This window comes from Echinicola sediminis (assembly GCF_054777495.1).
This window is the reverse complement of the sequence record NZ_BAAHAP010000042.1, coordinates 1-24488: the sequence shown is the minus strand read 5'-3', so window position 1 is coordinate 24488 and position 24488 is coordinate 1. Positions and strand designations below refer to the sequence as shown.

The window sequence follows — 24488 nt, the reverse complement described above, 5'->3', positions numbered from 1 at the left end:
ATCTATATCTTCATAAAAGGTTTGTTCTTGTTAAGGGCAAACCTTTTTTGTACCTGAATTATCCCGGCTGAGCAGTTGATCCATTCAACTATTAACCAAATCACCGATAAACAGATGATCAAACATGAAGATAGCCCCACATTTTTGAAAATCATCTCTTCACACCTCACTTATCTTTCATTTTATATGCTCGATTTATTCAAATCCCTATATTTGTCCTAAAGCAAAAGTTAACCAATGGAAATATCCAACAACAAAGTAGTAGGGCTCACCTATGAACTAAAGGTGAGCAAAGAAGATGAGGAATCTGCCCCCTTTAGTGTAGAGGTCAGGGATCAGGAAGACCCATTCTATTTTATATTTGGCAACAGCGGTCTACCGGAGAAGTTTGAGGATTACCTGGCACACAAGAAGGAAGGGGAAAGTTTCCACTTTATTTTAGAAGTGGATGAAGCTTATGGTCCCGCAGATGATGAGCTGATCGTGGATATTGAAAAAGCACAATTAACAGAAGACAGAGGTTTCAAGCCAGAAATGCTGCAGGAAGGCAACTTCCTTCCCTTGGTAGACGAAGAAGGCTATCCCATGCAGGCAAAGGTGCTGAAAGACCTTGGCGACCAATTGCTATTGGACTTTAACCATCCCCTGGTGAATTTCAGGTTGCATTTTGAGGGAGAAGTGATGGAAGTCAGGGAAGCCACCGCTGAAGAAATCGTCCATGGCCATGTGCATGGAGAGCATGGACACCAGCATTAATAGCAGATAAGGAAAGATAGACGCTGGATAAAAAACTACTGGAAAACCATAATTCATGGCATGACTTTAAGTCATGCCATGAATGTTCCTACTGCTCACTTACTGGTCCGGATTTGGAATCCGGACCTCCTTATAATAGGATTTATTGTCTGTTTTTTTTTTAGTATTACTTATACGCTACTTTTCAAAACTGATCAGCTTTTCCTCATTAAAGCTCAAAAACACCTCGTCTCCCACTTCATAATTTCTTGAAGCATCATCCACTTTCCAGGTCATCCCCCCTTCTACCTCAAGGGTCAGCAAATTATAATGGATCAGGTATTGCTGCTTTACCACTTTAGCCTGAAGCCCTTTAGACTCGCCAAAACTAATATCTGAAGGCCTTATATAAGTCTTTTTCTCTCCAGGAACAGGGTTCAGATAGCCAAACAGCTTGGCCACATACTCGTTGGCGGGCTTTCTAAAAATCTCCCGTACATTGCCCTGCTGTATCATCTTCCCTTTTTGAATGATCAGCAATTGCTCACTCATCAACAAGGCATCATCCACATCATGGGTCACAAAGATTACCGTAACCTCCAGCCCTTCAAAAATCACCTTCAGTTCTTCGATCAGCTCCCTTTTCTGTATGGCATCCAAGCTACTGAAAGGTTCATCCAACAACAGCACCTCCGGCTCTATGCTCAAAGCACGCCCGATGGCTACTTTCTGCTGTTGCCCTCCTGATAGCTGCTTGGGCTTTTTATTCCTATGCTCTTTCAAGGACAATAATCCCAAAAGTTCCTCCACCCTTTGCTTCTGATAGTCCTTATCGTACAAAAGTAGAGGTCGGGCAATATTTTCCTCCACGGTGGAGCTGGGATATAATTTATATTCTTGGTGGATCAATTGGATTTCATCGTATCCCGGAACCAGCTTCTGCTGAGGATTCAGGATTTTTTGGTCACCCAAATGCACCACACCTGAGCTCTGCACCTCCAGACCGGCAATGATTCTCAACAGGGAGCTTTTGCCAGAGCCGCTCTCCCCCACCATCGACACAATGCCGCCTCTTGGAACCTGCAAACTGAATTTTTCCAAAGCAACATTCTTCTCGTCGTATTGCTTACTTACCTCACTGACTTTAAGAAAACTCATGGTGCAATTTCATTTTGCAGTTTCCGTGGCAAACTTTTGAATACCAAGTCATAAGAATGATTTACCAGCTTTAAAATCAAGGGATCAGGAACCACCCCGCTGAATAACACCGTGTTCCAATGTTTTTTATTCATGTGATAGCCCGGCACAATCCCCTCATATTCCTCCCTCAGCTCCATGGCCCATTCGGGATCACATTTCAGGTTGACACTCTCAAAACGCTCAATATCGATGATCGCAAAAATCTTGCCTCCCACCTTAAAACAAAGGGTATCCGCGTCAAAGGGGGTATCCTCTGACACTCCGGACTTTTTAAGGCAATAATCTCTAAAAAAAACAATGTCCATATTATATAGTAGGGAGTAGTGAGTAGTGGGACTTAAGTGAAACGCATCACCTTTATATGTTCCAGCTTACATAAGCCTTCTTACTACCCAAAGGAGCAATGCCGCCAAGAACATCAGAATGGAAATCCTGTTGATCCCATGCATCATCCGAAGATTGAAATTTGACTTTTGGTTGGGATCCGTTTTCTTAAATACCCGAACGAAGTAATTACCTACTTCTCCCACCTTGAAAAACTCACTGAATTTATTTTTATTGGCCATATTCCTATTTTATAAGTTTATTGGTATTGGGTAGAGAGCCTTCCTGTTGGCAGCCAGACATGGCGTCATGAGTCCCTTCTTTTATCGCCAAACACTCTCCAAAACTGACTCCAATCAGTCTGTTGGTTATGAGACCTCCATCTAACGTCTTTAGTCTAGCGTCTAATGTCTTGATACTATTTACCTATACAAACAACTACTCTACCGACTCTGGTTCAATCCACTGGCCATCCTCACGGATAATATTGATCAGTTCATCCACAGCATCCTCTGAAGGCACAGACCTTTTTACCACTTCCTTGCCTTTGTACAAAGTAATCTTCCCTTTTCCAGACCCCACATAACCATAGTCCGCATCTGCCATTTCCCCGGGACCATTTACTATGCAGCCCATTATGCCGATCTTGACGCCTTTTAGGTGGTCTGTACGTTTTCTGATCATGGCCGTGGTCTCCTGCAGATCAAACAAGGTCCTTCCACATGAAGGGCACGAGATGTATTCCGTTTTCGACATCCTCGTCCGTGCAGCCTGCAGCACCCCAAAACTCACTGAATTATGAAGCTTTACCGTCTTAAGCAAGGCTTTCCTGTCCAGCTCACCCTTTTCTTCCAAGCCAAGCATCACGCCATCTCCCAACCCATCGATCAGCAAGCCTCCAAAATCTGTGGCGGCATACAACATGGTCTGGTCTGCGTCCTGTTTTTTATACCCTGCTTCGGTAACCACAGGTAGTTTGATCCCCGCATTGATCAAAGCGATATACGCCCTTCTCAAGGCCGGCATATTATGCCTGTTGTCACTGTGGAGAATGATTACCACATCCTTTCTCCCCTCCAAAACGGAAACCGCCTCTTCCACTTCCACATCTTTAAGCTTCAGAAAATTAAGTTCCCGATGTAAGCTTTCCGTTTCCCTCAGCTCTGCCAGTGTAAAAGCCGGGTATTTATTATTGATATCTTCCAATCCTTCCCAAACCGCTGCATCAACGATTTCGCGCATACCATTGGGCAACATGAAGGAGATCGGATTGTTTCCACTGTAGACAAAGTCACAGCCCAGGTCATTCATCTTCCACTTGTCCAGCTCGGGCAGATAAAAGTGCCCTGTGCTTTTCATTTCTTTGGCCGTAATATTTTCCACCTTGGAAATGTCCGTGATCACCCTGGGTACGTTGTGTCCTCCAAAATTGAACACCTCCAGACTTTCCCTTCTTTTGTATTCGAAAGGATTCAGCGGATACTCTTCAATAGGCTTGATTTTCGCATGCCCTTCCCTCACGGTATATCGGTCTACCAATGCCCTGGCCACGGGAGCCTCATGCTCCGGATCTTCCGTTAGCGAAACCCTAACAGTATCCCCCAAACCATCTTCCAACAGTGTTCCTATACCCACTGCCGACTTTACCCTACCGTCTTCACCATCACCTGCTTCTGTCACTCCCAAATGGAGGGGATAAGGCTTAAAGCCCCCTTCATCCAGTTTTTGCACCAGCAAACGGTAAGCTTGGACCATGACCTGCGTATTGGACGACTTCATGGAAATCACAATATCATGGTAATTTTCCTCCTCGCAAATCCTCAAAAACTCCAGCGCAGATTCTACCATGCCCAATGGGGTATCTCCATAGCGGCTCATGATTCTGTCAGAGAGAGAACCGTGGTTAGTTCCGATACGCATGGCTGTCCCATGCTCCTTACAGATCTTTACCAAAGGCAAAAACCGCTCACGGATCCGCTCCAGCTCCGCCTGATAACTTTCTTCGGTGTATTCGATTACCTCAAATTTCTTTTTATCCGCATAGTTGCCCGGATTGATCCGCACCTTTTCCACGATGCGGGCCGCTACTTCAGCAGCATTTGGGGTAAAATGGATATCTGCTACCAGAGGCACATAATAACCTCGCTGCGCCAAGCCTTCTTTGATATTTTTAAGGTTCTCGGCCTCCTTGATACTGGGAGCAGTAATACGGATCAGTTCACAACCACTTTCTATCATCCGGATACACTCTTCAATGGATCCTTCCGTATCCATTGTATCCTTGGTGGTCATGGACTGCACCACGATAGGATGGTCTCCTCCCACGATCACATCTCCGATTTTGACCGGAATGGTCTTTCTTCTGGAATAGTGCGTGAGGCTATTACAGTAGTTGGTATTTGCTATGGTATCTTTGATTTCCATGTTTAGCTATTTTTACAAGTCCCCTAGTTGGGGCCTGATGACTATCTCTTCAACAACAGACCGGTCAGAAAGGTTATAAGCCGACCAAACTGATTCCGCTACATCCTCTGCTTTCATAAAGCGCTCTTCCGGAATATCCACGCCTTCCCAACTCGCGGTAAGCGTCGCTCCGGGGAGTACTGAGGTTACTTTAATATTATACGGCATTAGCTCTTGCCTCAGACACTTGGTCATGCCCAGCATGGCCCATTTTGAAATGGCGTAACTTCCCCCATTGGCGTAGGCCGTGATCCCGGCGATAGACCCCATGGAGAAAACATGTCCCGATCTGCGGTCAATCATCTCCTGGGCAAATTCCCTTACCAGATAATAGGCACTGTACAGGTTGGTTTCCATCATATATTCAAAGTTCCCTTCCGGTTCATTATGGATGGCTCCGGGAAGAAACACTCCGGAATTATTGATCAGTACGTCTGGGACAAAGGCGGTCCTTACGGCATCGGCCAAAGCCTTGACCTCCTCCTTTTTGGAAAGATCTGCCACTTTGGTATGAATGGCCACACCGGTAAAATCCCTATGGATTTCCTCGACCAATGATTGTAAGTCCTCTTGATGTCTTGAACAGGTAAAAATATCAAACCCTTCCTGCGCAAAACGACGGATGATCGCCCTGCCAATACCTTTGGTTCCTCCTGTCACTAAAATGCTTTTGGGCATAATGCTTTATCTTAATTTTAATCCATTAATTGCACTAATTGGAACGAAACTAAAATCTCTGGCTTCCACCGACTTGACAACCGATTTCCTCGCACTAAGAACTGCCAATTATTTGTTTCTCCAATTGTTAGTACAACAACTATTTACCGGTCACAAAGTTACATGTTTTAATCTGAAAGGCTACCATTTTACGCCTCCTTTCCCAGAGAATAACACGAACAGGAACAATGTCTGGCCGCATCAAAATGGTCGGCAAAAAACTAAGCCCAACAACGCTCATACAAGGCCTTGAAACGGCCTATGAAAGTATTTACAACAATGGAATTGTATTGAATTAAGAAGCCTTATCGGTCTTCTTCCGATTCCAGAATATCGTTCACCCAAGTCATGGCTGCCATCATGGAAGGCATGCCCAAGGTAGGTAGCAATAATATCACCGCATGGCGAATTTCCTCTTTGGAGCAGCCTGCATCCAATGCTTTTCGGGTATGGGAATGGACCGCCCCTTCTTTCTGGGCACCACAGGAAATCCCCAGTTTGATAAGTGCACGGGTTTTACTGTCAATAGGACCGGCTTCATGAACGGCTTTGCCTAAAGAAAAATAGGCCTGACTCACTTCAGGAAAATCTTCCCTAAAATCGATAAATGGTTTTGGAATCTTTGCCATGTTATCCTTCTGGTTGGAGAGTGTAATTATTAGTTATGTACTGTTATCGCTTTTCTATCACGATAATATTTCAGCTGGACATATAATTACAGATTTTCCGCTGGAAATCCTAAACAATATTGTTTTGATCTTGCGCTCTACATGCGCTAAAAAAGGAACAAGAAATCCTTCTGGAGAGAAAAATGATGTGGTTTTTACTTTACCTCGTAGGGCGCGGAGCTCATCGAGGAAGAAAGTTTGTTGTACCAGTCCGACTGGTCGGACTGGTACAACAAACTAAATTTGTATGATTCACCTAGCTTGTCAACTCATTAAATGGGAGCTGGCGCAGCCTATTCATCATGGATAAATCGCTTTCTTCAATTCCGCCCAGTGTTCGTCGGTCATTCTTCCCGGGGTAAACAAACAAATGCCTTTGGCCCCGTTTTTCATTGACTGACGGATAGCCTCTCCCAATTCGCTGGGGATCAGTCCATGCCCCTCAGGGTCTGCTATTTCAGCCTTCTTCTCAGGATTTGGACAGATGAACAGGCCGCTATATACCGGCATCTTGCCATCAACCGCATTGACTTCTTCTTTGGTAATCTCCCCGATCCAATCTGTTCCTTCCAAATAGAAATCATTGTAGTTCATTGGAAAAACAGCATCCAGGTTCCATTTGTCCCATTCCTGACGGACCAGCTTCATCGCCACGGATTGTGGCCCTGGGAATACCGCCGCATTGATTTCTTTTCCATGCTCATGGACTTTATCGGACAATCGGTTTACAATGCTTGTGATCAGGTCATAGCGGAACTGCTTCCACTCCTGCACTTGGGTAGGGTCTTCCGCCGATTTGATATCAATGCCGGTTTTTTCCTTGAAATCTCCGGTACAGTCATCACAGTAGCAATAGTCAAACTGTGGATGCTCCTTGTCCATGGTCAGGCCATACTTGTCCCAAAGTCCCCTGGCCAATATCACATCGGGAAAACGGATGTAGTCCAGATGAATGGCATCTACTTCCTCCACTTCAGCCACCTTGCTGTACATATTTTCCAGGAAATTATAAGTCCCTTCCTTATTGGGACATAGAAAAGTATAATGGGCTACATAAGCAGGCTTTTCCAAAGCAGACTCCCCGTTGCGGTTTACCGCATACCAGTCGGCCTCGATCTCATCCGTCTTGTGCTGCACCATCGTTGGTATCCAGGCATGGAAGCCTAAACCCAGCTCCTTGGCTATTTTACCAACTTTCTGATAACTGGCCGGATCATGGCCACCATTATACATCAAGGCATCAATACCGTGCTCCTTAAATTCGGAAAACTTCGCCCGGATTTCCTCTTCGGGCTTATCATTGTAGCCCCCTAACCAAGCATGGACGGGGATTTTAGTCGGCTCTACGGCAGTCTCCGTATTTTCACTTTCTTCCTTTGGGCTAGAACAGCCAAAACCGAAACTCAGTGCTACCAGTAAGAGTAGTAATCTTTTCATAAATGTCAATTTGATTTAGGGTTTTATAGATACAACTAAGATTATCATTTCTTCAGGCCGCAAACCCGTGACCGAAGCATTACATAAAATTAAAATATTTTATCATCAATAACCATCTTTACCTATTTTTTTACAAATGACTTTTAAGTCTACATTTTCTAATGATAGATAGATTCTATTTGGGCTTTCAAAGAATAGAGCCCATCTTATCGTGCGCCCCTATTCAAAATTATTTTTTTTCAATATCAGAAAGTTGTGAAACTAAAGATTGAGTCGTTAATTGTAAAAAAAGTAAAACCGAAAGGATTTCAATATTTGTTTTTACGTGTTCTATCGAAAGCCTGATTAACTGGCCTTTTATTTGAGTTGAGAAAATCTCATTGTTAGTCAATAATTATTTGAATTTGCTTTAGGTGATCTACCTTTTTTCTAGCGCTAAATTTTCTTCTAATAAAACGATCAACAAATTTTATAAACTAAAGTAACTATGAAAAGTATATTCACTTTCCTCATCTCTTTTATTGCTATGTCACCTCTTGCCGCCCAGACCCACATACCGGCCTCTAAATCCCTTGTTGGAATCTGGAGACAAACCGCTGTAATGAATAATTTTACAGGTAAAATGATTGAAGTGAAATCAGGAAACTACAAAGTCATCAATTCGGACAGCACCTTTTACACGTTTATTATTTGGGGTAAAGAAATTTTAACCCAAGAGACCACGATAGGCCAATATGGCACCTATAATATAACATCCGACAGCACATTAGTAGAACATATCATTGAGCATACTGTAAACCCTCAAATGAATGGTTCAGAAAGCCAACTTCGATACGAAATGGTAGATGAAAACAATATTATAATTAAGTGGAGCATGAACAACCAAAAATGGGTATCTGAAAAGTGGAGCCGCTTGCCACTATCCTTATCCCATCTTAAAAAGGGAAAGGCAGCGAACAAACATGAACAAACAGTTACTTTATAGTATAGATAAAAATCATTCTTGCATTTGAGAAAAAGCAGCATGTCTATTTGAACCGGACCTGCAAGTCCTTTAAATTGCTCCCCAATTACTAAAACTACCCTTACAAACCGTGAATAACCGAGGCTGCAGATCCCGATTGCTTTCTATTCCCACACTTTGCTTGCTGCTCCTGATCTCCTCCCTGAACAGCATGGCTCAGAACGGCCAATGGCAAAGTCGATCCACCGGTCAGTTGATTGACTATACTATCCGCCTTCCCAAAGCACCGGTCAAAGATTACAGCGGAAATTTCAGCACAATAATCTATTTGAAAAATCTGGGCTTCGAAAAGACGGGTGGTAACAAGACCAAAAAAGATGTCCGATGGCTCCTTTCCCAGGGCTACCGGGTAATAGCGCTGGATTATAAAAAAAGCCCCGATGCGGTCTCCCCTAAAATCAACAAAGACATCATTGCCATCAACAAGGCCATTGCCAGCGGTTCCTTTTGCGGATTGAACGATTGTTCGCTCTCCCGCTCCTTTGTGCTCTTCGAAGGATATCGCATTGCCCGAAATGTCCCGTACTTTAAGGACACCCCTTCTGTATATAACCATCCTCCGCAATATACTGATGGAGACACCTTGTACATGGACATTGTTTACCCGGCCAACCCCAAAACCAACGTACCGGTAATCCTCTCCTTTTCCTATAGTAACAGTTATGCCACCTTTGACAAAGAGAAGGGAAGGCTTACTTCGGCCAACCAACATAAAAGGCTGTTTCTCCCTTATACCTTAGCCGGCTTTGAGGACACTTTTTTGGAAGGTGCTCCCGCCAACGGAATGGCCTGGGCCATAGCAGACCATCCCAAATACTGCCCTTGGGGCAGCGGCAAACCTTTGGACGGCCCAAACGACACCTATAAATCCTATCAAACCAATCCGGATGCTGCACAAAAAGTAAAATCGGCTATCCGTACGCTCCGGGCCATGGGTAACACCTTAGGTCTTTCAGGACAAATCGGCATTTATGGATTTTCACGGGGATCTACAGCAGGCTCATTGGCCATTGGGGACCGGGACATTCCGGAATTTGAAAATGCAGGATTCCATCTGGGGATTTCAGATGATGTGCAAGCGGCTGCCCTTGGCCCAGGTGTATTCGACTATACCCAAATCTACAACAGACTGGACGACGGTGATGCCAACCTGGAAACTCGCTGCCCTTGGGCATGGGGTCCTTTAGCGGACAACCTTGAACGTTGGAAATCCATGGGAGCAGCCTACCTGGTAAAATCATCCGCTACGGCACCTGTTTTCTTTTTTTACAATACCGATGACGATGCCTACTATTCCGACCAGATAAAACATTTCAAAGCCAAGCTGGACAACTTAGGGGTTTCCACCAGCGAACTGGTCAATTACGGCACCGGCCATTCTGTTCCCCAATCAGATCATGACTTAAGCCTGCTTTATTCCTTTTTCAAAAAACACCTAAAACCCTAAAAACCATTTTCACGGACCAGTACCATTAAAACAAGGCCGACACCTGCATCCTTCCGGTGTGCACCAGCCGATTGAGCCCTTCAGAATCCCGGCCTTCATAAGTAAGGTTTAGCTGCAGTCCTTCTCCGATTTTCTGTATCCAGTTGATGCTCCAGGACACATTGCTTCCTATGGTCAGGGCTTCCAGCATTTCATAGCCCAAAGGGGAATTCGACACCCCGTTAAAATCAATATGGGTATATTTCAGCATCCCGTTCAAGGTCGTCTTGATCGCTTTGGCATAGCGCATTTCCATACCCAACTGATGCAAATCCGCCTGTTCGTCCGATTCCTTATTTTGAACATTGTACTTGTTGGTAAAGCGATAATTCAAGGATGTCCTGAAAATACTGGAAGGCTGCCAACTGAGCTCCGGGCCTCCCCCCCACTGCTTGACATGGTAATTGCGATTATCCAAATAATCCGAAACGGCAATTCTCCTTCCCTGCAACATCGTCATCTTAAGGTTCAGCTGCTTATTGAAATTCACCCGGCTGTTTAAGCGCCAGTCTTCCTGTTGGGCATCTTCAAAGCCTCCCGTCAAGAGTTGCTTATTCCTGCTTTGAAACACTCCCAAATCAAGACCGTAAACTGCCGATGTGCGCTGAAAAAACAAGGTGGAGCGAAAAACCTGCCTCAGTGACACCAGGTCCTTGCTATCAATACCCTGTGCAAAAGGACTTACCTTGGACCAAAAATCTGTTGCCGTGATCTTCTTCTCCACGTTCCAGCTGGTCGTATTGGAAAACTTATATAAGAACTTTTTAAGGCCTTCTTCCTTGCCCCACTTGTCCGGAAAGCGGGCATTCAACCGGTAATTGAACAAAGTGGTATAAGCTTGTATAAATTCATCTGTTGGGGTAAACACCTTTACATAGTTCTTTTCCTCAGGGTTAATGGCCGGATAAAACTCCGCCAGCTGCTGTATCCCATCCTCATTATCATCCCTCCAGGTATGGGTTCCCTCGCCAGTTGGCACAGGCAAATAAACAAACTCCCGTTTTAGCTCTTGCCCGTTTCCTATAGCATAACTCAGTTCATTACGGAAATTTCCTTCCCAAAGGGCGCTGCTATATTCCAACCTGCCCATCACCGTGCTTTCTTGAGCTCCGGATGATTGCAGATAGCGTAGCCGTCTATACGTAAAAGTCCCCTTGACATCATGCTTACCGAAACTTCTTTTAAGTCCATAATTGGTCGTAAATGCTTTGGTAAAAGGCATCATGACGCCATTTATAGGAAACCTGTCCTCTCTCCAACTTGCATCAGCCATAAAACTATAAGTAAGCGTATCATTTGACCGGACATAGACCTTATGGGAAAGAAAGTTCATCGCACTGCTTATTACTGAATCCTTTTCAACATCCCTCACTTTATTCCTGTCAATGCTAAACTCATACCCAGGAACCAAAACCTTGGATTGATAATGGACGTCTGCACTGTACCTCAACCAATCGGAGCTGGATCTGGGCAAATTACTCTTCAAAAAAAACAATTCCTGCGCGGTGAATATTCTTTTCCCTAATTGCTGATGATATTTTGCCCTTTGCTGGATTCCTTGCAGCTGTTCTCCTCTCTTCCTGTAGTTGACCTGATACGAAAACTCATTATCCGAATCTTTGGAAACGCCAACGGCCGCCATTAACAGCTTTTCACTTGCCGCACGCTCCTGATCTTCCAAAGACAATCCCCAATCCCTGTCGAATTCTATGTGCCGCAAGCGGTCGATAAACCTAAAATCGATTGAATTATACTCCAGCTCAGTAGCGGCCTTAAACTGATAGCCTTTAAGCCAACCGAGCTTCCGGCCCTCTGAACTCAGACCTCCCTTAAGTCCGAAGCCTTTGTTGTCTCCATCATCCAAGTTGGAGAACAGGTTTTGATCATGTGCAGACAGGGCACCTTCCCCATAAACCTTTTCATATTGGTTAAGTTTCAGTTCCCCGCCGGCAGTCATCATCTGTCTTTTGTTTGGGGAAGGGAGAAGGGAGTAAATACTATAGTCACCCTGCATCCTTCCGTTTACAGGAGGAATGTATTCGTAAACGAACCCATTGGCCAATTGCTCTTTTCTGCGGTAATTCCCATTTCCATCTCCCACCTCGGTAAATGTCACAGCATAATACGCTTCCTCACTATCCGTAGAATACTCATAGAAAACCCTTAATGCTCCCTGTAAATCGGCAGTGACCACTTTTCTGTACAATATCCTCTTGGCATCAAAAGCAACACTGTCCACCCTTGGAACTCCGGCTTCAGTAAGTTCATCCCCCACGGAAGCCAAGAGCCTTTTATCCGATTCGCTAAATTCATAAAACAAAGGTTGGTTCCGGTTGTCCTGCTCCTTATAATAATTGACATAAAAAGCCCCTTTTGCATGTTCCTGAATATGATTGGCCGTAATTACGGAACGGGAAAAATTTCTTTCGGCATATTCATAGTCTATTCGCACGCGGGAATACTGCGTGATCAACACATTGGTCGTGAACGTAATCTGGCCCTGGTTATAATCAATCATATAATCCTGATTAAAACCCCGCTTGAGTTGCTGACCATCCAGAAAAACCTTTTCTGAATTGGCCATAACGATCACATAGCGCTCGTTTGCGGGTCCTGGTATACGGTAGGGGCCCAAAACTCCCTCTCGGACTTCAAGCAAGGTGGAATTAAATTTCCCTTTGGCCACTGAAGCCCCTACTTGAGTGGAGGCTTTCCACTGTTCGCCAAGTTTATAATCGGAAGTAAACTGCAGGCCTTGAACATTTTTGTAATAACGCAGAAAAGAGGATCGTCGCTGTTGGAAAACCACATCTCCAGCCTTCAGGCTCAGTCTGTCATTGTACAGCTCCACCAAAACATTATCAAAGTCCTGCACTTTTTGGGTGTTGCCCTCAGGCTGAAAAGGAACATTTTGATCCGTAATGCTGGCCCTGATGTATAAGTCCTCGGCCAGTTGTCCATCCATCTGCAGGTTCAAGGCCGAATTCACAAAAACATTTTGGGTATTCCCAAAAGAAATCCCCCTGGTCAGACTTCCTGATTTATTGAGTTTGGAGGAAGAAAAAATCTCCTCCCTGAAATCAAAGACCTGCTCTTCCATCTTAGGCGGATCTTTAAAATAGGCCATGGAGTCGTAATCCTCCTTCAAGGTTCTTTTGGCATACACCTTACTGAATTGATAGGGGAAACGACGGTAACAAACCTCCAAAGAATCCGGCAATGCCTCGGCTTTGGCTTTGATCGTGAGCCTTCCCGTATTGGAATCATAAGCAATGTCACAATCCATCCCCCCGGACACGACAATGGACTGCTTTACCACCGTAAGGCTGTCCAGTAGAATAGAAGTAGTGTCAGCAGTGGGGTTTATCTTCACCCATTTACATAGGCTGTCCTGTGCATAAGTGGAAAAGCAAGGGAGGAAAACCATCAAAAACAAGCATGTTTTCCTGACCAATCTTATCGTATTTTTCCCCGGCCTTCCCAATTTTATCAGATCATCTTAAGAAGTAGCTGCTTTTGGCTCCTGAATTAGCGGAAAGGTAAGAAAAAAAGAAGTCCCCTTCCCAAGAACCGATTCAAACCATATGTTACCACCAGCGGTTTCCACTCCTCTTTTTGCGATGGCCAAGCCCAGCCCTGAACCTTCGCTTTTGGTACTGAAATTGGGAATGAAGATTTTGTCGCGAAGCTCATCCGGAATGCCGCGGCCATTGTCCTTGACCTCCAGTCTCACCCATTCCTCATCTGTGCTCAAAATAACCTCTACATGGGCTTCGCCCCCCTCCTCTACTGATTGGATGCCGTTTATGATCAGGTTAGAGATCACTCTGCCAAACAGCTTATCATCTCCCATAATAGGCAGCTTTTTCTTCGCCTGATTTGTAAACAGCACATGGCCCTTTTCATGGTTTTTAAAGAGCCCCACGGTCTTACTCACCACCGCTTGGAAGTCCATTTTTTCATTCTTTGGCAAAGGCATTTTTGCAAAGGTTGAAAAAGAAGAAGCGATATCGCTGAGGGTATCCACTTGGTGTATCAGGTTATTGATCGGCTTACGGAGCTTTTTGGGATCGTCAATTCTTCCTTCAGCTTGCAGCCTTAACAAGTGCTGCAGGGTCAATTTCATAGGGGTCAGTGGATTTTTGATCTCATGGGCAACCTGCTTGGCCATTTCCCTCCAGGCAGATTCCTTTTCATTGGTGGCCAGCACTTTTTTACTTGCCTCCAGTTTGAACAACATATTATTGTATTCATTGACCAGAAGCCCAATTTCATCCTTAATGGGCCAGTACATTGGAACATTGTCTTCCAAATTGGTGGCTTTCAGTTTTTGGGTCAATAACTTAAAAGGATCCGTCAGCTTTCTGGAAGCAAAGTAGGAAATGATCAAGAAGAGAATAAAAATGGCTACAAAAATATTGATAATGGTACTGAACACATCGACAATCAACACGTTCAAATCATCCTCCGATTCGAAGAACGGAATGGCGATAATGCCCAGCACCTCCTGCCTTCCCGTGTCCCTGAGCGCCAAATAAACCGTCTTATAATTCAACTTCCCTACCTTCTCATCAAGTATGATTCTGTTATTCTGAGCTTCCAACATTTCTGCGTAGGCCACGGGGTTCAGAAACTCGGTCAATACTTTCTTTTCAAAAATATTGGGCTGGCTCGTAACCATCAGCTTTCCATTGGGCAAATACACATTGATGTCCGTGGCCGTCGTACTGGACAGCTTATATACTTCAGCCAAGAAATCATCCTTATCCATAGCCCCTTCAATCTCCTCTTCCATGTATTTGGCCAAATTGTCCCTGATAATTCCTGCCTTTTCAAAATACTGCCGGTGCAGGTCATCCAAATAGGAGTCGCTCAATAGCCCAATGGAAACCCCGCTAATGATCAGCATGGGCACAAAAAAGGCGAAATTGAGGTAAAACTGGATTTTGGTGGCGTAATTGAAACGCATATTCCGGAAACCACTTACCAGCACATAAACAATTATAAAGATCAAGGTGAATGCGATATAGCTGACAAAGAAAAATGAAACGTCAGCCAGCACATAATTATAAGGATATACCGGACTGGAAATAAGGATTGTCCTGGATTGGTTTCTTACCGCAAAGTGGTGGTAATCGTCTCTGAAAACCCCTGTAGTGTACAGCTTATCAGCTTCCAGCATATTGGACACATCTGCCCCTCTAAAATTAAAGACACCTACACTGTACTGTAGGATATTATCCCTAAATACAGCATAGTCAAAATTTCGGTCAAAGATATCATCGGCATACTTATTATCAAGAAGCAATTTGGGGAAGACACTGGTGGACTGTACCCGCTGCTGCACCAATTCCAGGACAATGGTGCCCAAGAACATATCCTCTTTAAACATCTTGATAAAAGCATAAAACTTATTGTCCTCTATTCCTTCGTTCCCCTTCACAAAGTACAGCCCCTTAATGCTGGTGGCATTGTCACTGTTCATAATCTGGTACCTGAAATCATCCAGTTTCCTTTCACTTCCTCTGTGTAAAACGTCCTCTCCCTTCGTATTGAAAACACGTACCTGAAGCTGGTATTGATCAAAATAACTGGGTAAATAGATTTTGCTGATCTTTTGCTCAATGGGCACTTTGGTACTCATCGGATTCTGCAACCTGTTTTTGATGAATAAGTCCTCCCCGATGCGTTCCATTACATCACTGAGAAGAAACTCTGCCATCACATCGTTTTTTAGCAAAACCTGATCCGCCAACTTTACCTTTGAAGAGATTTCCCTTTTTCTAAAATCCTGATAAGACGCCGCACCGGTAATCACCGCTCCTATTAGACATCCGAAAAACAAGGTCAGAAAAGTATTTAATTGCAGTTTAAACACATTGTCATATAACTCAAAGGTGATAATGGCCACCAACAAAATCAAATGCGCTATGTATACCAGCAAATAGATGAAATCAAAATAGGCTGCCAAGGCAATAAAGGGGATGGAAAAAAGCATCAGCACCCTTAGTGCATAAGCCTTGTGATTCTTACTGGCATAAAACACCAGGTTAATGGACATAATCGTAAAAAAGAGATAGGCTGCCCCGCCTAGAAACAGGATAAGGATACTGATCGCTTTAAGGTAATCCAAGGTGGGGATATCCAAAATGCTTAAATTCCACTGGGAGTTACCCGATATATTCGAAAAGAGCAAAAAGAACAAAAAAAGAAATACCGTGGACAGCATATAGGAAAGCAAGTAATAGAACCACTCATAATGCTGCTTTCTCATCTTGGCAAACCCCACCAACACCTGTCTTCTACCGAGCATACTGATGATCATGGCCAGTAAAATCATCACCGCGATTACATTAAGCAAAAGATCCCCCAAGCTAGGGTTCAGTAAAGAGGAGGCATAATAGGCAGGGTCAAAGAGAGGAATATCAAAATAATCCTGGGGAAAGTTAAAGGCCAACATGATCCCTCTGGTACTTCCCAAAATACACATCGCATAGAACAGGGCTACCTTCCTCCGCCCCCGCTTCCATAACCTCATCACAAAATCACCACCCAAAATAAACACGAGGCCTACCAAAGAAAAGAAAAACAGTAGCAAGGCGGCATTGGACCCGGCTCCTACAATCCTATAACCTGTCCTGAATGATATGGAAAAATAATAGGTATCGTCCTCCGCCGTGAGTACTTCATAGCCGTTCATCGGATCACTGGCCAAAATAAACCGGTCATTGCCAAACACCTGAGGATTATATCCGGAATGCAAATATTCATTGCTGATCTCCACCTTATCAAACAGCGGATACACCTGTACCATCCAGTACACCTGGTTGTTTCGGACTACCCTCCGGACCCTACTAAAATAAGTACCTTTGGCATTATCCAACAGTTGAAAAGGACGGTAGGTATAGTCAGTCCGTAAGTCCTTAAAATCAGGAATCATGGAAATGTCCGACCAATAGACCAATTCCCCCTCCTCACTGTATACATAGAATGCATGCTCAGAATCAATGTTCAATGTCTGGAAAGACAACTGCTTGTCAGGCCGGTTGTGCATGAGCAGATGAATAAAGTCTTCATCAAACTCCTTAGCCACAGCCCTGATCTTCATTTCAATCTGCTTCAGTGCCTTTTGGTAATTGTCTGTAGGGGAGGAATAAAAATTGATAGCCAAAACCACCGCCATCAGCATAATGGCCAAAATCAGTATAAGACGTCGTTTTTTAAGCATATTTCACCGCACAATACTTCTAAAAGTAAAAAAGCAAAGTCTAATTTCAAACTTTGCTTTTTATTTCCATATCCGTATCGAATTTATGTAGTCTGCATTTTTCTTTTCCTTGAATTCCTATACCATAGGAAACCGATGATAGCAGCAAGCAAATAAGGGGCCACAAAAAGGTAAAGAATCCCCATATTAAGACTTGCCCCCACGGTAGTCTCTCCATTGCTGACATTGTTTTCCACAGAAGCCCTGCACATGGCACATTGCGCAAAGGAATAGACCTGAGGAAGCACCAACAACGTTACAAATAAAACCAATCGAAGAATTACATTTTTCATACTACACGGTATCATAACCACTTAAAGATCAATGTGCATAATAAGGACTAATCATCCAATATACAATTACTCCGCTTATGGTGACATACAACCAGATCGGATAGGCAAATTTAACGATTTTTCTGTGCTTCTCCACCATGCCCATGGTCCCGTAATAGTAGGCCAATAATATAGGGAACAGGGCCACTGCCGCCAATACAATATGCGTCAGCAGAAAAACATAATAGATTATCTTAATCGTACCCTCACCGCCAAAACTGGTACTCTCGGCAGAGGCATGGTAAATCACATAGGACACCAAAAATATGGCACCTAAACCAAAGGCCGTCGTCATGCTCATGCGGTGATAGGTGATCTTTTTATTTTTGATAAAGATCAGCCCCGCAATGAGGGCAAGACTGGCCGCAAAGTTAATGACGGCATTTAAGTGAGGCAGAAAATACACCCAATCACTTGCCAAGTCCAGCTTGGCCGGCATAAATAAAAGTATGGCCACTACCACGGGCACAGCCACCGAGATGATAGTGATCAATCTATAAATGCCTTTATCAGGCCTTGAAGCTACATTACTCTTTTCCATGCAACAGAATTTTAGTTTCTAATATCAACCGGTCCACATCCTCCCTATTGGTGCCACTGTAATAGCCGCGAATCCTCCCCTCAGAGTCTATCAGTGCCAGTTTATCGCTATGGATAAAATCCTCCGGCACTCCTTTACCATCGATGGTAGGCAACACGAAACCGCACCTGGCCAGATCATAAACCGCTTCTTTTTGGCCGTTTAGGAAAAACCACTTGTCCTCCTTGGCTCCATGTCGTTCCGCATAGGCCGACAATACCTCTGGGGTATCGTACTCAGGGTCTATACTGATGGAAAAAAGTTGGACTTCTGGCTCGGCCCTAAAGGCATCTTGTATCCGTTCCATTTCCAGGGACATGACCGGACAAATGCTCGGGCATGAGGTAAAGAAAAAATCCACTATGGTGATTTTCCCTTCCATCTCCGCCTTTCCCACTTGGCTACTATCCTGGGCCACAAAGGTGAATTCCGGAATATAATGTTGGCCCTCCGTGGTATAATTACAGTCACCAAAAGGATCTTCCACCCCATTTTCATACAATACGGGGATATCGTACTTATTTTCACTGAAATTCCGCAGAAACAGTATGATCAGTACCGGTATCATCAGGATGCATACCAGTACCATTCCTTGTAAAATTCTTACCACTTTCATATCTCCTCTACAAACAAAAAAGTAGGTTGGAAGCATTCCCTCCAACCTACTTTTCTAGCAATTATTTTTTTAATGGTTTTACCATCTCAACATAAAGATTTCCGTTCCTTCTTTGGACAGGGCAATAAGCAACCAAACCAAAAAGATCAAAGGAAGCATGATGGACCAAAACAAGGTTTTGGATTCGTCTTTCAAGTGCATAAACTCCATCATGATGTAAGAAGCTTTTACTATGGTAAGGCCAACAAAGATGGCGAACAATAGCATTCCTCTTTCCATGGTAAAGGCCAGCAAGAACTCCACTGCCGTAACGATCAATAGGATCATTGCCGTTTTCCAGATCTTCTTGATTTTCTCCTTATTTCGAGGCAATACCTCTAAAGTGCTTTTATTTTCGTGTGATGCCATAGCTAATAAATGTTTTTAAGTGGTTAGACAAGGTAGTAGAAGGTAAATACAAATACCCAAACCAAATCTACAAAGTGCCAGTAAAGGCCGATTTTTTCAACCATTTCATAGTGTCCTCTTCTCTCATAAACACCTACTGCTGCCTGATAGAAAGCCAAGAAAAGCAGTACTACCCCGATGGTTACGTGGAAACCGTGGAATCCGGTGATAAAGAAAAACAGTTGAGCAAATGGAGCAGGTCCGTATTCATTTACATGAAGGTTTGCTCCGTATACCAACTCTTTTACAGTCTCGCCGAAAGAGTTGACAAAGGTCATCATAGTTCCTTGATCAGAGCCATGGATAAAGTGGCTCCACTCCCATGCCTGACAGCCCAAAAAGGTAGCTCCACCTAATATGGTCCAAAGCAACCATTTCACCACATCGTTTTTGTCATTTCTGTGTCCTGCTTCCACAGCCAATACCATGGTTACGGAGCTCATGATCAAAATAAATGTCATGATTCCCACAAAGACCAAGGGTGCATGCACTCCATGCATAAAAGGAACCGCGTCAAAAATCATTTCAGGGATAGGCCAGTATTCATTTGACCTTGTAAATTCACTTACGTGACCTTCAAAAGCCGGATAACTTACCCTGATAGCACCGTAAGTAATCAGGAAAGCGGCAAAAGTAAAGATGTCGGAAAGAAGGAAAAACCACATCATGAGCTTTCCGTAGCTGGCCTTTAAGGGCTCATTTCCACCACCCCAGATTCCTCTCTTAGAGTTGATTTCAATTGCAGTCGATGACATATATTCTAAATTTTAACTTAAATATTTTCAATGATTCAATAACAAAAACGCAAATAAGTAAAGCCAAAGTCCTCCAAGGAAGTGCCAATAAGTAGCGCACATTTCCATGGTATTCATCCGCTTTGAGTGAATGGAATATTTGAAGGACGAAAATAACACAATAATTAGAAATATCACACCGCTAATCAAGTGTACTCCGTGCAGTCCGGTCAGCACGTACATGAACGAACCGGCAGGATTGCCCACAAAATAAACATCCCTTTCTACCAGTGCCACCCAACTGAACCACTGACCTACCAGAAACGCTAGCCCAAGGATTGTGGTAATCGATAAAGCAAGCTTCAGGCTGGACATCTGGTCCTTTTTGGCGGAAACATATGCCCAGTGCATCGAGGCACTGCTCAGCAATATCACACCAGAGGTAAACCACAATATTTCCGGCAAATCATACTCTAACCAGTTTCCCTCACCCTGTCTGACGATAAATGCACTTGTCAAAGCGGCAAATATCATCACAACACTTACGATAAACAACCACAAGGCAAACTTCTTAGGATGCATGGCGATTGGTTGCTCAGCCCCTTCGGTATAAACTAGTCTTTCTTCCATTATGGTATTTTATCTAACAAGTAAGCAATTTGGACAATCGGCAAATACAGGAAAGAACCGAACATGATTTTTAAGGCTGATTTTCTGGAACAATCCCTCATCAGAGAAAAGGTCTGTGCCAAGAAAAGCACCCCGCATACAGTGGCCACAATCCCTGAATTTAATCCTGTCAGGCCAAAGTAACTGGGCAACAGCCCCAATGGCAAAAGAAACAGGGTATAAATCATGATCTGTATGGCGGTGTTCAAGTCCTTCCTTCCGCCGGAAGGCAACAGCTTAAAACCTGCTTTTTTATAATCTTCGTCACTCACCCAGGCAATGGCCCAAAAATGGGGAAACTGCCAAATAAACTGAATGCCAAAGATGATCAAGGCTTCATAAGAAATCGCTCCTGTTGCCGCTGTCCAACCCAACAGGGGAGGCATGGCCCCGGGAATCGCTCCCACAAATACTGCAACTGGCCCTACCCTTTTTAAAGGCGTGTACACGAAAGCATACAATATCATGCTCAGTACACCTAAACCGGTCGTAAGTGCATTGGTAAAAAACCATAAAGTACTTACACCGATGAGCGCCACCACTACAGTAAACCAGTACGCTTCATTCACTGATATGATATTCAAAGGAAGAGGCCTGTTCTGTGTCCTCTTCATCAGCTTATCATAATCTCTTTCTAATATCTCGTTGGCCGCTCCTGAAGCACCACTGATCAGAAATCCTCCAATCATAAGTGCCATAAGCTTCCCCCAAGAAAACATTACCCCACTGTCTCCTAAAATAAATCCGAAAACAGCAGAAAAGGTCACCAAGGCGGAAAGTCTGAATTTGATCAGCTCATAATAAGCTTTAGAACGTATTAAGATGCTGTCAATAAAGGACGCCTCAGATAAATTAACTGCCCTCATGAATTGGATATATTTAACACTATACTTTTTTGATCACTTAACTGCAATAAGATCACAAACTGCACTCCTATTATCAACGAACCCACCAACAGGTGAATAGGCTGTAAGAATGCCGGAATGCCAAAATAGGCCATTCCTGCGCCGGTGACTATTTCGATAATAATCAATGCCACCAAGACCTGTGACCATTTCAATATACTCGTACCTCTTTTGGTATTACGGTATACTTTATATACAAACAAAAGGTGTATGCCCAAAAGCACCATAGAGAATGACCGGTGAATCAGGAAATCAATTCCCAAGTGCCCGATCCATTCCGAACGGAACAGGTCGCCAAACTGCATGGCAATCATGTCAATCTGTTCCCTTACCTGAGTGCCCCATACCACTTGAAGCAGCATCAAGACAAAAGCCACCAACATCATCGCAAATAAGTAGGATGGCTTCTCGGTCTTTTTCTTTATCTGGTGATTCAGTTTATAAGCCCTGTAATGAACATACAGTAATAAACATACAATCAACAAAGCCAAAATCATGTGCACGGTGATCATCCAGTGCAATAGATTGGTGGATACCACGATGGATCCTATCCAGCCTTGGAAGATGACCAGTCCCAAATTCAGAAAAGATAGAATAGGAAGCATTTTGTCTTCCTTCCTTAGCTTCCATGAAGAGAAACAGGTCGCGATCACCAACAAACCGATGATAGCTCCGGTAAGTCTGTTCAGATATTCAATCCAGGTCTTTGTTGCATTAAACTCTCCCTCTACGAGGATCGCTTTGTCGTGCTTGATTTCTTCGGCTTTCTTATCGAAACCCAAAGCCTTCAGCATCTTTACAAACCTGTCGTTCTTCTCTAACCTTTTGTTGAGATAGACTTCCTGATAGTTTTCTGGCAGTTGGCTTACTTCTGTAGGAGGTACCCAGCTACCAAAACACTTTGGCCAATCGGGGCACCCCATTCCTGAGCCTGTGCTGCGCACGATGCCCCCCACCAAAATCAGGAAATAAACAGCTATCACAGTAACCAAACTGATCCTGCGAAAGCTGCTAATATTTTTCAGATCATTTTGCTTCATCAGCTACAAGGATATCGCTACCCTCTTCTGCCATGATTTCACGCTCCAATTTAACTTGCTCAGCTTCATGTGGCAAGTTGGACTCTGGAGTAGAAGACAATGGCACTGTTTGAGGAATGAAGTCCTCTTTTGCACCTGGCTTAGAATAATCATAAGGCCATCTGTATACGGTAGGGATTTCTCCCGGCCAGTTGCCATGCCCTGGGAACAACGGAGTGGTCCATTCCAACGTGTTGGCTCTCCATGGATTCAGGGAAGCTTTTCTTCCTTTATACATGCTGTAGAAGAAGTTGAACAAGAAGATAAACTGAGCTGCAAAGGTAACAATTGCCGCAGTAGACACGAACATGTTCAGATCGGTGTACATATCAGCAAAGTTAAAGTTGGTCCAGCTGTAATATCTTCTTGGGAATCCGGCGATACCGATATAGTGCATTGGGAAGAATACCATATATACTCCCACAAAAGTCAACCAGAAGTGAATATAGCCCAACTTGGCATCCATCATTCGTCCAAACATCTTAGGGAACCAATGATATACACCAGCCATCAAGCCGAAGAAGGAAGCAGATCCCATTACCAAGTGGAAGTGAGCTACCACAAAGTAGGTATCGTGAAGCTGAATATCCACAGCAGAGTTACCCAAGAAAATACCGGTAAGACCACCGGAGATAAAGAAGGATACCAAGCCAATGGAGAATAGCATAGCCGGTGTAAACACCAAGTTACCTCTCCAAAGCGTGGTCAAATAGTTAAATACTTTTACCGCTGATGGTACCGCAATGATCAGTGTCAAGAACATGAAGATCGAGCCCAAGAATGGGTTCATACCTGACACGAACATATGGTGTGCCCATACCACGAAAGACAAAACGGTAATACCCAACATAGAAAGGATCATCGCTTTGTAACCAAAGATCGGCTTTCTGGAATTGGTAGCAATTACCTCAGAGGTGATACCCAAAGCAGGTAACAATACAATATATACTTCAGGGTGACCTAGGAACCAGAACAAGTGCTGGAACAATACGGCACTACCACCTGTGTTAGGAAGTGCTTCGCCACCAATATAGATATCTGACAAGTAGAAAGAAGTACCAAAGCTTCTATCAAACACCAACAGCAATGCTGCTGAGAAAAGTACAGGGAAAGACAACAAACCAATAACCGCAGTCAAGAAGAACGACCAGATGGTCAATGGAAGTCTGCTGAAGGACATTCCTTTTGTTCTCAAGTTGATGACAGTAGTAATATAGTTGATACCACCAAGCAACTGAGAAGCGATAAAGAATACCATGGCCACCAACCAAAGCGTCATCCCTAAACCAGAACCTGGAATAGCTTGCTCCAATGCAGACAACGGAGGGTAAATTACCCAACCACCACCGGCAGGTCCGGTCTCGATAAACAGAGAAATGAACATGATCACACCGGCGATAAAGAACATCCAATAAGAAAGCATGTTCATAAATCCTGATGCCATATCCCTGGCTCCGATTTGAAGCGGAATCAGGTAGTTCGAGAACGTACCACTAAGCCCGGCCGTCAATACAAAGAACACCATGATGGTTCCGTGCATGGTTACCAAAGCCAAGTAGAAATTGGTATCCAAGGCACCGGATTCGTCTATCCATCCTCCCAAAATAGGTTTCAGGAAGGTCATATCCATATCCGGGAAACCTAATTGCAGTCTAAAAAGGATAGAGAGAAATCCACCTATTAGGGCCCATACAATACCGGTAACCAAAAACTGCTTACCGATCATTTTATGGTCGGTACTAAAGATATACTTAGTGATAAAATTATCACTATGCTCATGATGATCATCGTGATGATCATGCGCC

Annotated in this window: 21 protein-coding genes; 3 read left to right on the top strand and 18 right to left on the bottom strand. The window is 43.9% G+C overall.

What is annotated here, in order from left to right:
* Positions 1 to 237 precede the first annotated feature (237 nt).
* Entirely contained in the window at positions 238 to 756 is a 519-nt protein-coding gene (locus ACYVAA_RS12375; RefSeq protein ID WP_460542086.1) for an FKBP-type peptidyl-prolyl cis-trans isomerase, read from the top strand.
* A gap of 177 nt (positions 757 to 933) precedes the next feature.
* On the opposite strand, the gene ACYVAA_RS12370 is transcribed toward ACYVAA_RS12375, so the two are convergent.
* From ACYVAA_RS12370 to ACYVAA_RS12340, 7 genes are all read right to left on the bottom strand, one after another.
* Positions 934 to 1893, bottom strand: coding sequence for an ABC transporter ATP-binding protein (locus tag ACYVAA_RS12370; RefSeq protein WP_460542084.1), 960 nt, complete (start codon positions 1891 to 1893; stop codon positions 934 to 936).
* On the bottom strand, positions 1890 to 2240 hold the full coding sequence (locus tag ACYVAA_RS12365) for an MmcQ/YjbR family DNA-binding protein (protein WP_460542082.1): 351 nt from the start codon (positions 2238 to 2240) through the stop codon (positions 1890 to 1892). The genes ACYVAA_RS12370 and ACYVAA_RS12365 overlap by 4 nt, the downstream gene beginning before the upstream one ends.
* A 66-nt stretch (positions 2241 to 2306) precedes the next feature.
* Entirely contained in the window at positions 2307 to 2501 is a 195-nt protein-coding gene (locus ACYVAA_RS12360) for a DUF6728 family protein (protein ID WP_460542080.1), read from the bottom strand.
* A 196-nt stretch (positions 2502 to 2697) separates the two neighbouring features.
* Positions 2698 to 4683, bottom strand: a complete 1986-nt coding sequence (gene ispG / locus ACYVAA_RS12355) for a (E)-4-hydroxy-3-methylbut-2-enyl-diphosphate synthase (protein ID WP_460542078.1) — start codon at positions 4681 to 4683, stop codon at positions 2698 to 2700.
* 12 nt (positions 4684 to 4695) lie between these two features.
* Positions 4696 to 5400, bottom strand: a complete 705-nt coding sequence (locus ACYVAA_RS12350) for an SDR family oxidoreductase (RefSeq protein WP_460542076.1) — start codon at positions 5398 to 5400, stop codon at positions 4696 to 4698.
* A 344-nt stretch (positions 5401 to 5744) separates the two neighbouring features.
* The gene (locus tag ACYVAA_RS12345; RefSeq protein ID WP_460542074.1) at positions 5745 to 6068 is read right to left on the bottom strand and encodes a carboxymuconolactone decarboxylase family protein; all 324 of its coding nucleotides are present in this window, start codon (positions 6066 to 6068) and stop codon (positions 5745 to 5747) included.
* A 339-nt stretch (positions 6069 to 6407) separates the two neighbouring features.
* A complete protein-coding gene (locus ACYVAA_RS12340) occupies positions 6408 to 7544 on the bottom strand; it encodes a glycoside hydrolase family 10 protein (RefSeq protein WP_460542072.1) in 1137 nt (378 codons plus the stop codon).
* A 487-nt stretch (positions 7545 to 8031) separates the two neighbouring features.
* Between ACYVAA_RS12340 and ACYVAA_RS12335 the strand changes: the two genes are divergently transcribed.
* Together ACYVAA_RS12335 and ACYVAA_RS12330 are read left to right on the top strand one after the other, a co-directional pair.
* Complete coding sequence (locus ACYVAA_RS12335; protein WP_460542070.1) at positions 8032 to 8529, top strand: DUF4488 domain-containing protein; 498 nt, start codon at positions 8032 to 8034, stop codon at positions 8527 to 8529.
* A gap of 109 nt (positions 8530 to 8638) precedes the next feature.
* On the top strand, positions 8639 to 10015 hold the full coding sequence (locus tag ACYVAA_RS12330) for an alpha/beta hydrolase family protein (RefSeq protein WP_460542068.1): 1377 nt from the start codon (positions 8639 to 8641) through the stop codon (positions 10013 to 10015).
* A 25-nt stretch (positions 10016 to 10040) separates the two neighbouring features.
* On the opposite strand, the gene ACYVAA_RS12325 is transcribed toward ACYVAA_RS12330, so the two are convergent.
* From ACYVAA_RS12325 to ACYVAA_RS12275, 11 genes are all read right to left on the bottom strand, one after another.
* A complete protein-coding gene (locus ACYVAA_RS12325; RefSeq protein ID WP_460542122.1) occupies positions 10041 to 13481 on the bottom strand; it encodes a hypothetical protein in 3441 nt (1146 codons plus the stop codon).
* A 72-nt stretch (positions 13482 to 13553) separates the two neighbouring features.
* Positions 13554 to 17282 (bottom strand): sensor histidine kinase, encoded by a 3729-nt coding sequence (locus ACYVAA_RS12320; protein ID WP_460542066.1) that lies wholly within the window; start codon positions 17280 to 17282, stop codon positions 13554 to 13556.
* 83 nt (positions 17283 to 17365) lie between these two features.
* On the bottom strand, positions 17366 to 17614 hold the full coding sequence (locus ACYVAA_RS12315) for a hypothetical protein (protein ID WP_460542064.1): 249 nt from the start codon (positions 17612 to 17614) through the stop codon (positions 17366 to 17368).
* Between the two features lie 28 nt (positions 17615 to 17642).
* Positions 17643 to 18194, bottom strand: coding sequence for a DUF420 domain-containing protein (locus tag ACYVAA_RS12310; RefSeq protein WP_460542062.1), 552 nt, complete (start codon positions 18192 to 18194; stop codon positions 17643 to 17645).
* Entirely contained in the window at positions 18181 to 18849 is a 669-nt protein-coding gene (locus ACYVAA_RS12305) for an SCO family protein (protein WP_460542060.1), read from the bottom strand. Before ACYVAA_RS12305 ends, ACYVAA_RS12310 begins: the two co-directional genes overlap by 14 nt.
* A 78-nt stretch (positions 18850 to 18927) precedes the next feature.
* Entirely contained in the window at positions 18928 to 19257 is a 330-nt protein-coding gene (locus tag ACYVAA_RS12300) for a cytochrome C oxidase subunit IV family protein (protein WP_460542058.1), read from the bottom strand.
* Between the two features lie 23 nt (positions 19258 to 19280).
* Positions 19281 to 20051, bottom strand: coding sequence for a cytochrome c oxidase subunit 3 family protein (locus ACYVAA_RS12295; RefSeq protein ID WP_460542056.1), 771 nt, complete (start codon positions 20049 to 20051; stop codon positions 19281 to 19283).
* A gap of 27 nt (positions 20052 to 20078) precedes the next feature.
* The gene (locus tag ACYVAA_RS12290) at positions 20079 to 20660 is read right to left on the bottom strand and encodes a cytochrome c oxidase subunit 3 (protein WP_460542054.1); all 582 of its coding nucleotides are present in this window, start codon (positions 20658 to 20660) and stop codon (positions 20079 to 20081) included.
* Positions 20660 to 21565, bottom strand: coding sequence for a protoheme IX farnesyltransferase (gene cyoE, locus ACYVAA_RS12285; protein ID WP_460542052.1), 906 nt, complete (start codon positions 21563 to 21565; stop codon positions 20660 to 20662). Before cyoE ends, ACYVAA_RS12290 begins: the two co-directional genes overlap by 1 nt.
* Positions 21562 to 22644 (bottom strand): COX15/CtaA family protein, encoded by a 1083-nt coding sequence (locus ACYVAA_RS12280; RefSeq protein WP_460542050.1) that lies wholly within the window; start codon positions 22642 to 22644, stop codon positions 21562 to 21564. Before ACYVAA_RS12280 ends, cyoE begins: the two co-directional genes overlap by 4 nt.
* Positions 22631 to 24488 (bottom strand): cytochrome c oxidase subunit I (locus tag ACYVAA_RS12275; protein WP_460542048.1); only part of this gene is annotated, 1858 nt, incomplete at its 5' end. The genes ACYVAA_RS12275 and ACYVAA_RS12280, both read right to left, overlap by 14 nt.

Excerpts from the sequence above, each read along its gene's own strand:
- ACYVAA_RS12375 (WP_460542086.1), top strand. The coding sequence starts at position 238 with ATGGAAATATCCAACAACAAAGTAGTAGGGCTCACCTATGAACTAAAG.
- ACYVAA_RS12370 (WP_460542084.1), bottom strand. The coding sequence starts at position 1,893 with ATGAGTTTTCTTAAAGTCAGTGAGGTAAGTAAGCAATACGACGAGAAG.
- ACYVAA_RS12365 (WP_460542082.1), bottom strand. The coding sequence starts at position 2,240 with ATGGACATTGTTTTTTTTAGAGATTATTGCCTTAAAAAGTCCGGAGTG.
- ACYVAA_RS12360 (WP_460542080.1), bottom strand. The coding sequence starts at position 2,501 with ATGGCCAATAAAAATAAATTCAGTGAGTTTTTCAAGGTGGGAGAAGTA.
- ispG (WP_460542078.1), bottom strand. The coding sequence starts at position 4,683 with ATGGAAATCAAAGATACCATAGCAAATACCAACTACTGTAATAGCCTC.
- ACYVAA_RS12350 (WP_460542076.1), bottom strand. The coding sequence starts at position 5,400 with ATGCCCAAAAGCATTTTAGTGACAGGAGGAACCAAAGGTATTGGCAGG.
- ACYVAA_RS12345 (WP_460542074.1), bottom strand. The coding sequence starts at position 6,068 with ATGGCAAAGATTCCAAAACCATTTATCGATTTTAGGGAAGATTTTCCT.
- ACYVAA_RS12340 (WP_460542072.1), bottom strand. The coding sequence starts at position 7,544 with ATGAAAAGATTACTACTCTTACTGGTAGCACTGAGTTTCGGTTTTGGC.
- ACYVAA_RS12335 (WP_460542070.1), top strand. The coding sequence starts at position 8,032 with ATGAAAAGTATATTCACTTTCCTCATCTCTTTTATTGCTATGTCACCT.
- ACYVAA_RS12325 (WP_460542122.1), bottom strand. The coding sequence starts at position 13,481 with ATGGTTTTCCTCCCTTGCTTTTCCACTTATGCACAGGACAGCCTATGT.
- ACYVAA_RS12320 (WP_460542066.1), bottom strand. The coding sequence starts at position 17,282 with ATGCTTAAAAAACGACGTCTTATACTGATTTTGGCCATTATGCTGATG.
- ACYVAA_RS12315 (WP_460542064.1), bottom strand. The coding sequence starts at position 17,614 with ATGAAAAATGTAATTCTTCGATTGGTTTTATTTGTAACGTTGTTGGTG.
- ACYVAA_RS12310 (WP_460542062.1), bottom strand. The coding sequence starts at position 18,194 with ATGGAAAAGAGTAATGTAGCTTCAAGGCCTGATAAAGGCATTTATAGA.
- ACYVAA_RS12305 (WP_460542060.1), bottom strand. The coding sequence starts at position 18,849 with ATGAAAGTGGTAAGAATTTTACAAGGAATGGTACTGGTATGCATCCTG.
- ACYVAA_RS12300 (WP_460542058.1), bottom strand. The coding sequence starts at position 19,257 with ATGGCATCACACGAAAATAAAAGCACTTTAGAGGTATTGCCTCGAAAT.
- ACYVAA_RS12295 (WP_460542056.1), bottom strand. The coding sequence starts at position 20,051 with ATGTCATCGACTGCAATTGAAATCAACTCTAAGAGAGGAATCTGGGGT.
- ACYVAA_RS12290 (WP_460542054.1), bottom strand. The coding sequence starts at position 20,660 with ATGGAAGAAAGACTAGTTTATACCGAAGGGGCTGAGCAACCAATCGCC.
- cyoE (WP_460542052.1), bottom strand. The coding sequence starts at position 21,565 with ATGAGGGCAGTTAATTTATCTGAGGCGTCCTTTATTGACAGCATCTTA.
- ACYVAA_RS12280 (WP_460542050.1), bottom strand. The coding sequence starts at position 22,644 with ATGAAGCAAAATGATCTGAAAAATATTAGCAGCTTTCGCAGGATCAGT.